The organism is Clostridium algoriphilum (assembly GCF_020443705.1).
Classification (GTDB): Bacteria; Bacillota; Clostridia; order Clostridiales; family Clostridiaceae; genus Clostridium_AD; species Clostridium_AD algoriphilum.
On sequence record NZ_JAIZZK010000003.1, the window covers coordinates 136,526 to 151,833 of the forward strand.

The 15,308-nt window shown below is 31.7% G+C and carries 10 protein-coding genes; 7 read left to right on the top strand and 3 right to left on the bottom strand.

Annotated features, from left to right (window positions below):
* Positions 1 to 166: 166 nt before the first annotated feature.
* Entirely contained in the window at positions 167 to 1,450 is a 1,284-nt protein-coding gene (locus LGK95_RS04310) for a sensor histidine kinase (protein ID WP_226122599.1), read from the bottom strand.
* A 442-nt stretch (positions 1,451 to 1,892) separates the two neighbouring features.
* Between LGK95_RS04310 and LGK95_RS04315 the strand changes: the two genes are divergently transcribed.
* Entirely contained in the window at positions 1,893 to 2,321 is a 429-nt protein-coding gene (locus tag LGK95_RS04315) for a hypothetical protein (protein WP_226122601.1), read from the top strand.
* A gap of 215 nt (positions 2,322 to 2,536) precedes the next feature.
* Here the strand turns inward: LGK95_RS04315 and LGK95_RS04320 are convergent, their stop codons facing one another.
* Complete coding sequence (locus tag LGK95_RS04320) at positions 2,537 to 5,239, bottom strand: peptidoglycan D,D-transpeptidase FtsI family protein (RefSeq protein ID WP_226122603.1); 2,703 nt, start codon at positions 5,237 to 5,239, stop codon at positions 2,537 to 2,539.
* A gap of 723 nt (positions 5,240 to 5,962) precedes the next feature.
* Positions 5,963 to 7,237, bottom strand: coding sequence for a dicarboxylate/amino acid:cation symporter (locus tag LGK95_RS04325; RefSeq protein ID WP_226122605.1), 1,275 nt, complete (start codon positions 7,235 to 7,237; stop codon positions 5,963 to 5,965).
* 371 nt (positions 7,238 to 7,608) lie between these two features.
* On the opposite strand from LGK95_RS04325, the gene LGK95_RS04330 reads away from it, so the two are divergent.
* The 6 genes from LGK95_RS04330 to LGK95_RS04355 all read left to right on the top strand — a co-directional run bounded on the left by LGK95_RS04330 (position 7,609) and on the right by LGK95_RS04355 (position 15,233).
* Complete coding sequence (locus tag LGK95_RS04330) at positions 7,609 to 8,295, top strand: response regulator transcription factor (RefSeq protein ID WP_226122607.1); 687 nt, start codon at positions 7,609 to 7,611, stop codon at positions 8,293 to 8,295.
* Entirely contained in the window at positions 8,292 to 9,683 is a 1,392-nt protein-coding gene (locus LGK95_RS04335; RefSeq protein WP_226122609.1) for a HAMP domain-containing sensor histidine kinase, read from the top strand. Before LGK95_RS04330 ends, LGK95_RS04335 begins: the two co-directional genes overlap by 4 nt.
* 385 nt (positions 9,684 to 10,068) lie before the next feature.
* Positions 10,069 to 12,198, top strand: a complete 2,130-nt coding sequence (locus tag LGK95_RS04340) for a glycosyltransferase family 39 protein (protein ID WP_226122610.1) — start codon at positions 10,069 to 10,071, stop codon at positions 12,196 to 12,198.
* A 98-nt stretch (positions 12,199 to 12,296) separates the two neighbouring features.
* On the top strand, positions 12,297 to 12,563 hold the full coding sequence (locus LGK95_RS04345; protein ID WP_226122612.1) for a hypothetical protein: 267 nt from the start codon (positions 12,297 to 12,299) through the stop codon (positions 12,561 to 12,563).
* Positions 12,564 to 12,577: 14 nt separating this feature from the next.
* The gene (locus tag LGK95_RS04350) at positions 12,578 to 13,732 is read left to right on the top strand and encodes a hypothetical protein (protein ID WP_226122614.1); all 1,155 of its coding nucleotides are present in this window, start codon (positions 12,578 to 12,580) and stop codon (positions 13,730 to 13,732) included.
* Positions 13,733 to 14,123: 391 nt separating this feature from the next.
* Positions 14,124 to 15,233 (top strand): BclA protein, encoded by a 1,110-nt coding sequence (locus LGK95_RS04355; protein WP_226122616.1) that lies wholly within the window; start codon positions 14,124 to 14,126, stop codon positions 15,231 to 15,233.
* Positions 15,234 to 15,308 lie beyond the last annotated feature (75 nt).

A 15,308-nucleotide genomic window follows, 5' to 3' on the forward strand; every position in this document is an offset into this window, starting at 1 on the left:
TAAAAAGAATAGAAACATAGAGTCTAATTAGATTCATCCCCAAAATCAGACAAAATTATAGACTTACTCACGCCTTAACATAAATGTCTAGGTTTGATTAAGTCTACAAGGTCTATTATAATGTAATTATTCACTTTATTTGTTTAATAATTCTTTATAATATTTACTACAGATAGATATCCGAAAGCTCTACTCTTATATTTTGGTTTCGACTTTTCACGATGTCACTATATATCATATTTTCATTAAGTATCTTTTCTGAGGGAAGCACGACTGTAAAATTACTTCCTTTTCCAATTTGGCTTTCAACATATATACTACCACCATGTAATTCTACAATGGATTTAACTATACTTAAACCAACACCTGTACCTTCTGTATTTCTTGATAAGGATTTATCTACCTGCTTAAATCTATCGAAGATCATGTCTAAGTACTTGTCTTCAATTCCAATTCCATTATCTTTGACTGATACCTCAATAAATTCTTTCTTATCCTTGATATCTACAATTATTTCATCACCCTCATTTGAGAACTTTATTGCATTTGATATAAGATTTAAAACAATCCTCTCTATTTTTTGTGTATCACAAGAAATAATCTTTTCTTCTACATCTGTATCAAAAATAATATTTAACCCTTTACTTTCAATTAAACTAGTTACAGACATCACTATATCTTCTACTACGGTGACTATATTACTATTAGATAGGTTTAATTTAAAAATTCCCGCTTCTATTTTTGATAAATCAACCATATTATTAATGAGCTTACATAATCTATATGAATTGTGCTTAATCGAGTCTATATATTTAATGACTGAATCTCTATTCTCAGCTAATGAATCATTCTTGCAATACATATCAAATAATTGAGCTGTTGAAAAAATAACGTTTAATGGAGTTTTAAGTTCATGAGATATATTAATAATAAATTCTCCCTGTACCTTATTAGCAATGATCAACTCTTTATTAGCAATAATTAATTCTGCCGCCCTTTTGCATTTCTCTTCATTTTGATAGGTAAGCTCCTTATTAGCAATTACGAGCTCCGCCGCACGTTTACCTTTTTCCTCATTTTGAAAAGCAAGCTCTTTATTAGCAATGATTAGCTCTGCTGCCCTGTCTGCCTTTTCCTTACTTTGAAAGGCGAGCTCTTTGATAGCGATGATTAATTCTGCCGCCCTGTCTGCATTTTCTCCGCTTTGATATGCAAGCTCTTTATTAGTTATTATGAGCTCCGCCGCCCTGTCTGCTTTCTCTCCACTTTGAAAAGCAAGCTCCTTATTTGCTATAACGAGCTCTGCCGCTCTGTCTGCTTTTTCTTCGCTTTGATATGCAAGCTCTTTATTAGCAATGACGAGCTCTGCTGCCCTGTTTGCCTTCTCTTCATTTTCCTTAAGTCTCATTTCTAACTGTGCTGTTACCTGTTTATAAAAATTTTCATTCATTTAGAATCACCCTTCATAGATTACTTAATTATTTATAATAAATTTCTGTTGAAAATATTTTTGATGGAAGTTTTAGAAAAAAATTAAATTAAATGCATACATATTCATAATGTACGCATTTAAATATTATATCTAAATATAAACAAATTATAAAAGATATTTTAATAATTTAGCTTGTCTACTTTAAACATATTACATATTATTACAAATCGTTCTAATCTCTTATAACATAATACCATAATATGTTACATTATAATATGTTTTTGTTTCCCCATAACATGACATTATGAACTTATTATGTCCAAGATAATTACTATGATTTTTATATACATTTTTATTATTAAGGATTTAGAATATGCTATTGCTAATAACTATTTCTAATAAATAAAATTATGAATAAATAATCTTTTTCTACAAATAATGTATTTATGAGGTGATATTAATGGATAATAATATTGAGTTTTTAAACTATATTTATCAAAATGCTGAAATGGGCAAGGATACAATTAGTGAACTAATTACTATTGTAGAAGATGCATCATTCAAAAATATTCTCGAATCCCAATTAAAGGAATACACCGAGATATTCGACATATCAAGTAATAAAATTGAGCAGGCAAAAAAAACATCTAAAGGTATTGGAACTTTCTCTAAATTTACCACTTACCTAATGATTAACTTTAAAACCATGAAAAACAAAACCCCCTCTCATATAGCTGAAATGCTAATTCAAGGAAGTACAATGGGGATTGTTGATCTTACCAAAAAAATAAAAGAATATAAGGATGTTGCTCCAGACATATTAGCATTAGCAGATAGATTATTAAAATTTGAAATACAAAATGTTGATGAAATGAAGAAGTTTTTATAGAAATACATTATCACAAATAAAAGATAACAAAAGGGACTTTCCTTTGAGCAAATTTAATGTTCTAGGAAATACCTTTTTTTTATGTTCTATTAACAACTCCGTCAATTTATAACTCAATATTTTACTCCTACTTTATCCTCATATAAATTATAAAGAAGAACCTATAGCTCAAACACTGTTCTGGAAGTGTCTAGTCTATAGGCTCCTTATTAACTCTAATTAATACGTTTTAATTTTATGTCATATTTATTTTTATACTTTGCCATCCGAGGATCATTTTTAAAGTAACTCTCGTACATACCTTTAGCAACATTCGCGGCATCACTACCATAACCTCCATCAAACATAACTACAGATATTGCAATTTCAGGATTATTAGCAGGTGCATAGCCTACATACCACGCATAATCTCCTCTACCTACTTTATTCTGTATATCAGATGTATTAAACTGTGCTGTACCTGTTTTACCACCTGTAGGTATAGGAAAATTACCAAGTGCTCCAGACGCAGTACCATCTGTATTACCACCTGCGCCTGTAACTTTGTTCATTCCCTGCATAACTAAATCTCTAGTTTTTGCACTCATATCAGCTTTGTTTAAAACCACAGATTTTGTTTTAGATATTAACTTTCCATTAGAATCTTTTATGTTATCAACCAAATGAAGTTTATATCTCGTTCCACCATTTGCGAGTGTCGCTATATAATTTGCCATCTGAATAGGTGTGAAATTGTCCATACCCTGACCAATTGTGGCAATATACATGTTGTATGGAAAACCTAATGATGTATGCCCTGTCTGAACAGCTTGGACGTTTACATCGGCTACAATTGCTTGTATATTAGCCGCAGTGAAAGTTATTCCTTTATACTTAGGATCAGCTGCAATTAATTGCTTAAATAGCTTCTCGTAATTGCTCTTAGAAAAAGTTCCATTTTTTACTGAGTCCTTTATATCATTCTTAATCTCCGTTTTTATTTCTGAAAGTTTTTTTCCATTATTAACAATATTATTATCTCCATCTCTATCATATAAATCTATCTTAGGAAATTTTGTTCCTGTAGCACCAACTCCAAGGGTTAAATCCCCCTCCACACTTAAAAGATATTGAGTTGCTGACAGGTTTTTCTGAGATACTGTATTATATACCTGCCCAAAATTTTCATTTAGTTCTATTCCTGTACCAGGGTTAGTTTCAGTAGGTTTAGCTCCGAGCCCAAACCCCCATGCATATTTAGCTAAAATGTCATCTCCAAATTTAGCTCTTAACAAACCACCCACATTCATAAAAAATGGATTACTAGATTTTGCTATTGCGCTTACTACATTTACAACCCCAAGTGCCCCATCTGTTACGAAATGATCTATAACTCCCCCACCTATATCAAACTGACCTTGATCAACGTATGTAGTATTAGCATCTATAACTCCAGTTTCAAGACCTGCAATTGCTGTCATTGGTTTAAAAGTAGAACCTGAAGGTATAAGTGACATAGTTGCATAATTATACAAGTATTTTGGATAGTAATCAAACTTATCCTTTCTAATTGTGGTATTTCCCTTTATGCTTGTGTCTATTGGGAACATATAATCAATTAAAGTTTGTGATTTCCCTTGAGCTTTTGCCATTTTTTCATAATCTAGATTAAAATACTTTTTTGATTGAGCTTCTGTTAGACCTTGCGCCGTAGAAAAATCATTAGGATTGTATCCTGGCATGCTAGCAAGTGCTAGTATTCCACCAGTGTGGACATCTATTGCAACAGCCGCACCTCTTGTAGCATTTGTTACATTTAATCCATTCACAGTTCCTAGATCTTGTAATCTCTTCATTTCACTATTTAAAGCGTTTTCTGTACTGTATTGCAGATTTGCATCTATTGTAAGCTGAACATTTTTCCCGGGAGTTGCCTTTTCACTAGAAAATTCAGTCTTCACCCTACTCTGATTATCAACTTGAACCACTTTTCCTCCGTTATCTCCTTTGAGACTACTTTCCAATGCAGCTTCAATTCCAGACGTTCCCACATGATCTGCACTTGTGTCATAACCCTTTGCTGAATATTTTGCCTTATCGGCAGGGCTTATTTTGCTTATATATCCCAAAACTGATGAACCAAGCTGTCCATAGGGATATTGTCTCATAGGCTCATTTTGCACTTTAATTCCTGGTAACTCTGAAAGACTTTGCTCGAATATAAGCGATGTGTCTTTCTTTATATTAGTTGCTATGCTAATTGGTTTATATTTAGTGAATCCATTCATTTTTATAGCGTCTCCCACAACTAAATATCTTCTTATTAAAGCCGGTGTTTCCTGTGTATGCAAACTTGAAACTCCTTTTGTTACTCCATATTCCTTAAGAAGTTCATTATATACTTGCTCTGGAGTTAATTTCAAAAGTTCATTATTAAGCTTCGCAATTTCTTCTGCTGTTAAATCTGCTTCTTTTTTATCTTTAAATTTCGCTTTCAATATATCACCTTGAAACCCTCTATCTTTTAAAAATCTTAACTGTATGATTTGTATTCCCTTAGGATCACTTGAACTAAACTCAAATCTATATGGTTCAATCTTTAAAGGAAAACTATCAGTCTGAACTTGTCCATTTTCATCAAGAATTTTAAATACTTTTTGTAGTGTTGTAAATAATTCCAAGCTAGCCTTAGCTGTATCTGTGTATGTAAGGTTATAACCTACTACTTCATTTGCAAGGTTTATTCCGTTTTTGTCTGTTATGAGCCCTCTTGGCGCCTCTACTGTTATAACCTTAAGAGCTTCAGTATTTGCTGTATCTTTGTAATACTTCCCATTTAGCACTTGTAAATAATATAGTTTTCCAATTATTGTTAAAAATATAGCTATCATAATTACAACTAATACATTATACCTACTAAATTTTTTTTCTTTTTCCATTTCATCACCACTTAAACTTTCATTTTTTTATTATATGTGCATAGCAACATATAATTTAACATATCTTTTAAACTTATCTTTTAATTGGTAACAATATAATAGATGAGCTTCTCAATAAAATCTTTAGTTACTAGTTTCTCTTTAAATTAATACTATTTGTTCACTTGTTTTTATTATTATACCACTATTATATAAACATTTATTCAATAACAAACCACAAATGTTATCATTTGATATACAGGTGTGGTAATGCAATATTAATTCATCAAGTGATTTGCATTTTTAATATACTTCTACATTCAATCTTTGTCAATGTTATTAATTATATACTTTAGATTCCTATTCTTTATTTAGTTATTAAGATACTATATTCAAAATATTAATATTTAAAAACATATACTTAATAAGTTTAATTGAAAAATCTTGAAATTTCAAATATTTTTTTATTTATATAACAAATAAACTTAATAAATACTACACATCTTTGTCACTGAATTGACACAATTCTATACTATTATTTAAATATAGAACAAACGTTAGAATAGAGCCCCCTTTGTTCTAATGATTGACTATATATAAAATAGAAAATATTAAGTACATTGCCAAGGTTTTAATTACTTATTGCTAGAAACAAAAGAGTCTCCTGTTGGAATTATATCCAGCCTGAGGCTCTTTTTTATATTTATAATAGTTATACACATAAAATTCTAAAATTAGATATAATTATTTTATATTTAAATCAGGCATAATCTCTTTATCACTTTTCAACCAATTTTTACCTTCTACAAGTCTAGCTACAAGCATAGAACATACTGTATTCCCAGTAGAATTAAGTAGCGTTGCTGGCGCATCAATAATAACGCTAACAACAGCTATAATTGGAAGAACTTCTGGTGAAAAACCATATACACTTAATATTAGCATTTCTCCAATCATTCCCCCACTCGGAATAGCACCCATAACCGCTCCTACAAGCAATGAAACGCCTATAATACCGAGTATAGATGACAAACTAGTCATATCTTTACCAAACAAACCCATTAAGAGTGTAATTTTCATAACTCCTCCAAATACAGATCCATCTTTGTGCATATTTGCACCAAGTGGAATTACTATTTCTGAAATATCATAAGGTACACCAATTTTCTTAACAGCGTCTAAGTTAGCAGGTATGCAAGCGGCACTAGAACAAGTAGCTAGAGCTGTGACTGAGGGTGTAATAGCATTTTTCCAAAATACTGTTACAGCATTTTTCCCACCTGAAATAAATGCATATAGGCTAAAAAATCCAAAATAATAAATAACCGAAATAATTATATATAATAAAAATATTCTTAAATAACCATTTAATATTTGGCCGCCAAGTTGACCAACAATAGCTGCAAAATAACATCCAAGGCCAATAGGTGCATAATACATTATAATTTTAACAACTTTCATCATCGTAACCGAACCTGCCTCAAGTATATTGGCAAGAGGTTTTCCCTTTTCACCAGAAAGAGAAACAGAGATACCAAAGATAATTGAAAATATAACAAGTTGTAACATGTTTTTTCTTGAAAGCAAATCAACAAAATCTGAAACAGTAAATGTATTTACAAGTTGATTTAGAAAAGAAACTTTTTCACTAGTTTGAGTTTCTATGGCATTCTTCATTAAGCTTTTAAACATATCTATATGAAGACCATTAGTCGGCTTCATAATAAGAGCACCCACTGTTCCAATAATAGCAGCTATAAGTGCTGTAGATAAAAATACTAACATAATACTACCCATGATTTTACCTAGTCTTTTCATTCCACTTATATTTGCCATGGCTGATGAAACGCTGAAAAATACTAATGGGACTAAAATCATAAACATTAGATTTATAAATAATTTCCCAAAAGGTTCTAGTACAGAAGATCTTGGTCCCATAATACTACCAACTACACCTCCAATTATTACGGAACATAAAAGAATAATCGTTGATTTATAATTCTTAAATATTTTTTTCATTTGTACCTCCTTTTGATTAAATTCTATTACATAATATAATAAACTATATATATATTTCACACTATAATTTGGTAAGTAATGTTATATTAAATAAATAATTGTTAAAAGAATTTATTCAGAGGTAATAAATTTGAATGAATTAAGCTTTTACATCTCTAATTGGTTTAATTAATTATATTATCATTAAGGTATATACTTTAGATGATCTTATGTCGTTTTTTATTATAAATCACATAATCTTTACATAAATAATTAGAAATGTTTCGAGAATTATGTGATAGAATATAATTTAATAGGTATTATATGTAACATAATTAAATTATCTTTATAAATTATAGGACTTAGTGCTTAAAAAATCAGGGGTGATCTACTTGTCAAAGAAAATATATCTTGTTGAGGATGAAATAAGTTTAAATCTTTTGCTTGAGAAATACCTACAACGTGAAGGTTATGAAGTAACTACCTTCTCAAATGGTAATTCTGCAGTAGCAAGAATTGAGGATATGCCAGATTTATGGATACTCGACATAATGCTTCCAGACATCGATGGCTATGAAATTATTAAAGCTGTTAAAGCTCATAATAAAAATACACCTGTCATTTTTATGTCTGCAAGAAACGAAGAACTTGACCGCGTGGTAGGCCTAGAGCTTGGCAGCGACGATTATTTATCAAAACCATTTTTACCTAGAGAACTTATTATAAGAACTAATAAACTTCTAGAGAGAATATATGGTGCAAATAGAGACGATGTAACGCAAATCGATGATAATCTAAACATGGGCGGATATCGCATTAGCAAGAAACAAAGAACAATTTTTATAGGAGATATAGAGGTTATTTTAACTAAAAAAGAATTTGAACTACTCTATTACTTTATCGAAAACAAAAACAATCTAGTGTCTAGAGAACAGATATTAGACACAGTATGGGGCGATGATTACTTTGGTTCAGATAGAGTTGTGGATGATGTTATAAGGCGCCTTCGTAAAAAGATAGATAAATTCACAATAGAAACTGTGTACGGTTATGGTTATAAGCTAGTGTACAAATCATGAAAAAATTAAATTTTAAATTCAACTCATTAACTATGCGGATATGGACAACTTTTACAGTCATTATACTTATAATAATTTCAAGTATCTCATTTTTCTATCTGGTTGCTTTTAGAACCATAAGTGAGAAAGCAAAAACTCAAGACTTAAAAGTATCTCACGATATTTTATTAAAGACTAATAATTTTACCCAGCCTAATAGATTTGACGAATTAAGGAATTTAAAAGGTAGCGATTATTATATATATAATGTAGATAAAAACAATAACGCTTCAATTGTAAACATAAATAAAAGTCATGGGTTGCCACCAAGTACTCAAACTGACCTTAACTCACCTTTTAAGATAAATGATACAAATATAAAGCTATGGATGTCAAGTTACATTACGCCGGGTACTCTTTATGAAAAACAATTTAAAGCGACATACAATAATATGAAATTCATATTTATAATAAGTTCTATTAACTATGGAAGTTCTGGAAAATCATATTTAATAACCTATATGCCAGAAATCGTAGATAATAGTTTGCTTTACATGGTACTTTGGGTAGGACTTATATTTATAGCAATTGGTTTTTTAACTGCTAAATTAGTTGCAAATTATATTTCAAAACCCCTTAAAGAACTTGAAAATTGTACTATTAGAATAGCTCATAAAGATTGGACAAAACCTATTAATGTTAAAAATGATGATGAGATTGGAAGACTTGCAAATTCAATGAATTTGATGCAAAAGGAACTAAGACGCACAGATGAAGAAGAGAAAATGTTTTTACAAAGCATATCTCACGATTTAAAAACACCAATTATGGTAATTATGAGTCATGCTGAGGCTATTATTGATGGTGTATATGTGGAATCAGTAGAGAAAAACGCTGAAATAATAAGGGATGAATCTCTAAGCCTGGAAAAAAAGGTTAAGCAGATGTTATATTTAAATACTCTTGATTATGTTCTAGAAAATAATCTTGAGAAGATAGAAATTAACTTGCATCGCTTACTTACCCACATTATAAATAGGTTTGAAGTAATTAATAACAATATAAAGTGGGATTTAGACATTGAAGAAGCTATTATAGTTGGAAACGTGGATAAAATACAAGTTTCTATTGAAAATATATTAGATAATAGCCTTAGATATGCCAATGGTAAAATATGTATATCTCTTAAAAAAGAAGGTGCTTTTGCAGTAATTGGGATTTATAACGATGGTCCTAATATTCCTGAAGAACATCTATCTCATATTTTTGATAATTTCTATAAAGATAAAACCGGAAAATTTGGCCTCGGCCTTGCCATTTGCAAGAAAATTGTAAATTATTATAATGGAGAAATAGAGGTTACAAATAGGGATATTGGAGTTAGTTTTTTAATTAGATACCCCCTATAAATAAAAGCAATCAGCAGAAATGTTGATTGCTTTTATTATGTTGTCCATAATCACATAAAGCTCACACAATTATTTGATACTACTAATACAATTGATGACTATAATCTTATATATCGAGATATTACGAAAACACCTGTGTTTAAGTGTGAGATTTTACTTGAAATAAAATGGGGGTGAACAAATGTGAGGGTAAATGGTAATAATTTTGTACTTAATAAAAACCGGACTTTTTCTACTAATTTTATAAATAAAACTACTCATGGACTTTTCAATTTTATAAACTGTGGATATTTAATAAGGTAGTCTACGAATAAATACAACTAAATTAATTATGAGAATACCTGTTACTACAGTGAATACTCATTATAAAAAGGAGTAAATTAAAATGAAAAAATTAAAACTTTCAAAAGAAAAGCTTTTATTATCATTAGTCCTACTATTATCCGGAATATTAAATTTCGCTAATTTAGGCATAGAGGGATATTCAAATCTGTATTATGCTTCTGGTGTAAAAAGTATGACTATGAGTCTTAAAAATTTCTTTTTCGTATCATTTGACCCAACTGGCTTTGTAAGTATCGATAAACCTCCTCTAGGGTTTTGGATTCAGGCAATCTCAGCTAAGATCTTTGGATTTAGTGGATGGAGCATTCTTCTTCCTGAGGCCCTTGCAGGTGTAATCTCCGTTTTAGTAATATATATAGTTGTTAAGAGATCTTTTGGAACTACGGCTGGTCTTCTTTCAGCATTGTTTCTTGCAGTAACTCCAATATTCGTTGCAGTAAGTAGAAATAATACTTGTGATAACTTACTTGTTTTAACTCTTCTACTCGCATGCTGGGCTATTTCAATAGCAGCTGAGAAAGGCAAAGTTAAATATCTAATACTAAGTTTAGTTATTGTTGGCGTAGGTTTTAATATAAAAATGCTTCAAGCTTATATGGTTGTTCCAGCTATATATTTAACATATCTCCTATCTACTGCAGTTTCTCTTAAAAAGAGAATAATTCATCTTATTTGCGGAACACTTGTTTTACTTGTTGTTTCCTTCTCTTGGGCAATAGTTGTAGATTTAATACCTGCTGCAAACAGACCATATGTAGGAAGTAGTACAAATAACTCAGAGCTTGAACTTATAATTGGACATAATGGACTCGAAAGACTTGGAATTGGAACAAGTACCACTGGTGGTGCAAGTAAAACTCAAAGTGGTAACAATGAGAAAATGCAAGGTGGCACTCCTCCAACTGGTACTACTGCAAATGCAAGTTCTAGTAAAGGAATGCAGGGAGGTACTCCCCCTACAGGTACTGGTCAAGGTGGCACCCCTCCAACAGGTAGCATGGGTAAAGGTGGTCAAACTCAAGGTGGAAATTTTTGGGGCGGTGGTGGCTCTTCCATGGGAGGTAGTGAAAAATCTAGCATTACAAGGTTATTCTCTAATAATGGTATGTCTGATCAAATAATTTGGTTATTACCAATTGCCGTTTTAGGATTTATAGCAGCTTCACTTAAGGAAAAACTTAAACCTGCTTTCAATACCAAAAGAAAACAAGCATTAATCTTATGGTCAATGTGGTTAATACCTGAATTTATATATTTTAGTTTCACAACAGGTTTATTTCATCCTTATTATTTAACTATGCTTGCTCCACCAATTGCAGCTCTCGCTGGGATCGGAATTGTTTCTATGTGGTCACTTTATAAAGACTCAGGGTGGAAATCTTGGATTTTACCAGTATCTCTCCTTGTAGATGGATTGGTTCAATTACTGGTTTTATCTTATTTTTACAAAACCTCAACTATAACAAAATACTTAATGATTGCAATGGGAGTTTTATGTTTTGTATCGTCAATCATACTCATTGTTCTTAAATTAATGAAGAATGAAAATACTATGCTTAAGAAAATATTAATAGGTACAGCTTTAACAGGGCTTTTAATAACCCCTCTAGTTTGGTCTGGTACTACAATGTTTAAAGCTGTGAATGGAACCTTCCCTTCTGCTGGATTAAGTTTATTATCTAGCTCACAAAAGGGAGCTTCATCAATGGGTTCTTCTAACAGTAGTAGCAGTAGTTCAAAGTTAATAAAATTCTTACAAAGTAATAAAACGACTGAAAAATATCTACTTGTAACATCCTCAACAAATGGTGATGCAACAAATATAATACTCAATACTAATGAGTCTGTAATGACTTGGGGCTTTTTCGGAACTGATAAAGCAATAACACTCGCTCAGTTCAAAGCTTTAGTTAAAAAAGGAGAAGTTAGATATGTAATGGTAGGAGGTGGCCAAGGTGGCAGCTCAAGTAACGATATCATGACATGGGCTAAAAAGGTCGGTACACTTGTAAAAGAGAGTGAATGGAAAGACTCTACTACAACAAGTAAGTCAACTACTACAACTAATAAAAAATCAACTAGTACAGCGTCAACTTCAGCTAATAAATCAATGGGTGGACAAAGCTCAGGAGCATTATATGATTTAAAAGGTGCTGATACTACAAAATAATAATTAAGTGTAATACAAAAGCAGATTCTATTCCAACAGGATAGAATCTGCTTGTATTAAAAAAAGTTTAAAGGAGCAAGAAAGATGGGGATGCATGCATGAAAAAAAGTAAAAACATATTAACTTCGATCTTAACTGTTATGGTTACTCTCTCAATTTTAATGGGTACGCTTTTATATGCATATCAGTATACCTCAAACAATACAATAAGTACTAATTCATCCTCAAATGTAAATAGAGGACCATCACAAGGTAATTTGCAAAACAAAGATGGTAATAAACCACAAGGTGAGTTCCAACGAAATGCTGGTACTAAACCTCAAGGAAGCCCTCCAAGTGGAGATTCCAAAAAAGCAGAAAACTAAGTTGGAGGAGATTTATGAATAAAAATAAAAGATTTTTAAAAAAATTTGTTATACTAGCTGCTATCATATGGCTTGCATTTGTTGTTAGAATTCATGGTTTGCCCACTACAAGTCAGGACTATAACGCCTTCTTAAGTAGATGGTTTGATAGTATAAAAACCGGCGGTGGCTTTAGTGCCTTAAAAAATTCAATGGGTGATTACACTCAGCCCTATTTATATTTATTAACACTGGGTACTTATACGGATATAAACAAGTTATTCTATATAAAAATGATATCTTTTGTGTTTGAAATAATGGTTGCTTTTTATATAATGAAAATTGTTAATATGAAATATAAGAATGAAAAGATAGGGTATCTATCTTTTGGAATTCTTCTTATAATTCCAACAGTTATATTTAATGGGTCTGTATGGGCTCAATGCGATATAATATATACTTCCTTTGTTATCGGCTCTATCTATTATATTCTACGTGAAAAGCCAATTACTTCAATAATATTTTATGGAGTAGCATTATCTTTTAAACTACAAGCAATATTTATATTGCCATTGTTTGCAATTCTGTTATTTAAAAATAGGATTAAGATATATCATCTACTACTTATCCCTATTACCTACTTATTTTTAAGTATTCCTAGTCTAATTGTAGGTAGACCTCTAAAAGATATTTTACTTACTTATCTTAATCAATCCAGTGAGTATACAAATTTAACTTACAATGCACCCTCAATATATCAATGGTTCACTAGTAGCTTTTTCAGCAATACAACTCTTATAGGTAATATAGGAATAATGTTTACTCTTGTGGTTGTACTTAGTATTATCTATGTAAGTTTTAGATATATTAAAGTCATCAAATATGAAAATGTTATAGAATTATCCTTATTGTTCGCTGTTATAATACCCTTTTTATTACCAAGAATGCATGAAAGGTATTTCTTTATGGCAGATATAATCTCACTACTATATGCCTTTTGTTTTCCCAGGAAATTATATGTAGCTATAATAATACCTTTGGTATCATTGTTTTGCTATTTCCCATTTTTGTATAATACTTCAATTGATTCTATAGTTGATCTTTCTATAGTTTTATTCGTAATAATAATTGATTTAATATGCACATTTAGAATTCATTTGATTAATGAAATAAAGCTGCAAAAAATCTAATAATATAAAACATACAAAATAAATATAACCTATATCTTATATTACAACTAAGATATAGGCTATTTTCTTTGGTTTATATTATATTCTGCTTTGAATTGTGATGTCCACACATGTTCCAACTATTGTAGAATTCTTGCTAGAATAAACTTTTTCAGTCTGTTAACCACTCACCCATAATGAAAGTTATAAAACTAATATATATTTCTTTCAATTCAACTAATTCTTCTGATATATATGTTTAACAAAAATAAAGCATCCGCATACTATGTATAGAACGTACAAGCTTTAAATAGAAAGTACAAGCCTTTTAAATAGAAAGTACAAGCCTTTTAAATAAGAAATTAAAGCAACTTAAATAAAGTAAATATAATTAATAAGGAAGGTGTCTATATTGAGTAAAAACAAAGAAGATGATTCTTCTCTCTATTTCATTCCTAAAAAACACGATTGTGACAAAAAACATGATTGTGATGACAAGCACGATTGTTGCGCTCCTTGCGATTGTTGTGTAATATGTAAAACTAAAACTGGACGAACTGGTGCTACTGGCGCTACTGGTAGAACCGGAGCAACCGGCGCTACTGGTAGAACCGGAGCAACCGGCGCTACTGGTAGAACCGGAGCAACCGGCGCTACTGGTGCAACTGGCGCAACCGGAGCAACTGGTGCTACTGGTAGAACTGGAGCTACTGGTGCAACCGGAGCTACTGGCGCTACTGGTGCAACCGGAGCAACTGGCGCAACCGGTGCTACTGGTGCAACCGGAGCTACTGGTGCAACTGGTGCAACTGGTGCTACTGGTGCAACCGGAGCTACTGGTGCAACTGGTGCTACTGGTGCAACCGGAGCTACTGGTGCAACTGGTGCAACTGGTGCTACTGGTGCAACCGGAGCTACTGGTGCAACCGGTGCTACTGGTGCAACCGGAGCTACTGGTGCAACCGGTGCTACTGGTGCAACCGGAGCTACTGGTGCAACCGGAGCAACTGGTGCAACCGGCGCAACTGGCGCAACTGGCGCAACTGGTGCTACTGGTGCTACTGGTGCTACTGGTAGAACTGGTACAACCGGAGCAACTGGTCCAAATTTTAATTCGTATGCAAATGGAGTTATAACAACAAATAAAATATCAATTCCTGTAGGAGGCACTATTATTTATGATACTGTAAATATTGTAGGACCTGATTTGAGTTATAATCCAGCAACAGGTTTCTTTACAGTTAATACAACAGGTGTTTATGTAATCGACTGGAAAATGTCTGTTACTCCAGTTCCTTTAACCACTGCTATACAAATCGATTTACAAAAATTGCCTTCAACCTTTATTGCTGGTATATCTATTACAGTAACAAATCCAACAGTAACTGGCTCTAATGTAATTTATGCCGCAACCGCAGGAGACACTTTGAGATTTGTTAACAACTCAAATGGACCTATTAGTATAGTAATTGCAGGTTTAGGTGGACCTATTGGAACTGTATCTATTTTCAGAATTAGTTAGTAGGATTAAGTTAATTTTAAGAAGTAACAGATTATAAAATAATTTCATTACCTTACCTTAAAAGGCTGCCTATCG

Excerpts from the sequence above, each read along its gene's own strand:
- LGK95_RS04310 (WP_226122599.1), bottom strand. The coding sequence starts at position 1,450 with ATGAATGAAAATTTTTATAAACAGGTAACAGCACAGTTAGAAATGAGA.
- LGK95_RS04315 (WP_226122601.1), top strand. The coding sequence starts at position 1,893 with ATGGATAATAATATTGAGTTTTTAAACTATATTTATCAAAATGCTGAA.
- LGK95_RS04320 (WP_226122603.1), bottom strand. The coding sequence starts at position 5,239 with ATGGAAAAAGAAAAAAAATTTAGTAGGTATAATGTATTAGTTGTAATT.
- LGK95_RS04325 (WP_226122605.1), bottom strand. The coding sequence starts at position 7,237 with ATGAAAAAAATATTTAAGAATTATAAATCAACGATTATTCTTTTATGT.
- LGK95_RS04335 (WP_226122609.1), top strand. The coding sequence starts at position 8,292 with ATGAAAAAATTAAATTTTAAATTCAACTCATTAACTATGCGGATATGG.
- LGK95_RS04340 (WP_226122610.1), top strand. The coding sequence starts at position 10,069 with ATGAAAAAATTAAAACTTTCAAAAGAAAAGCTTTTATTATCATTAGTC.
- LGK95_RS04345 (WP_226122612.1), top strand. The coding sequence starts at position 12,297 with ATGAAAAAAAGTAAAAACATATTAACTTCGATCTTAACTGTTATGGTT.
- LGK95_RS04350 (WP_226122614.1), top strand. The coding sequence starts at position 12,578 with ATGAATAAAAATAAAAGATTTTTAAAAAAATTTGTTATACTAGCTGCT.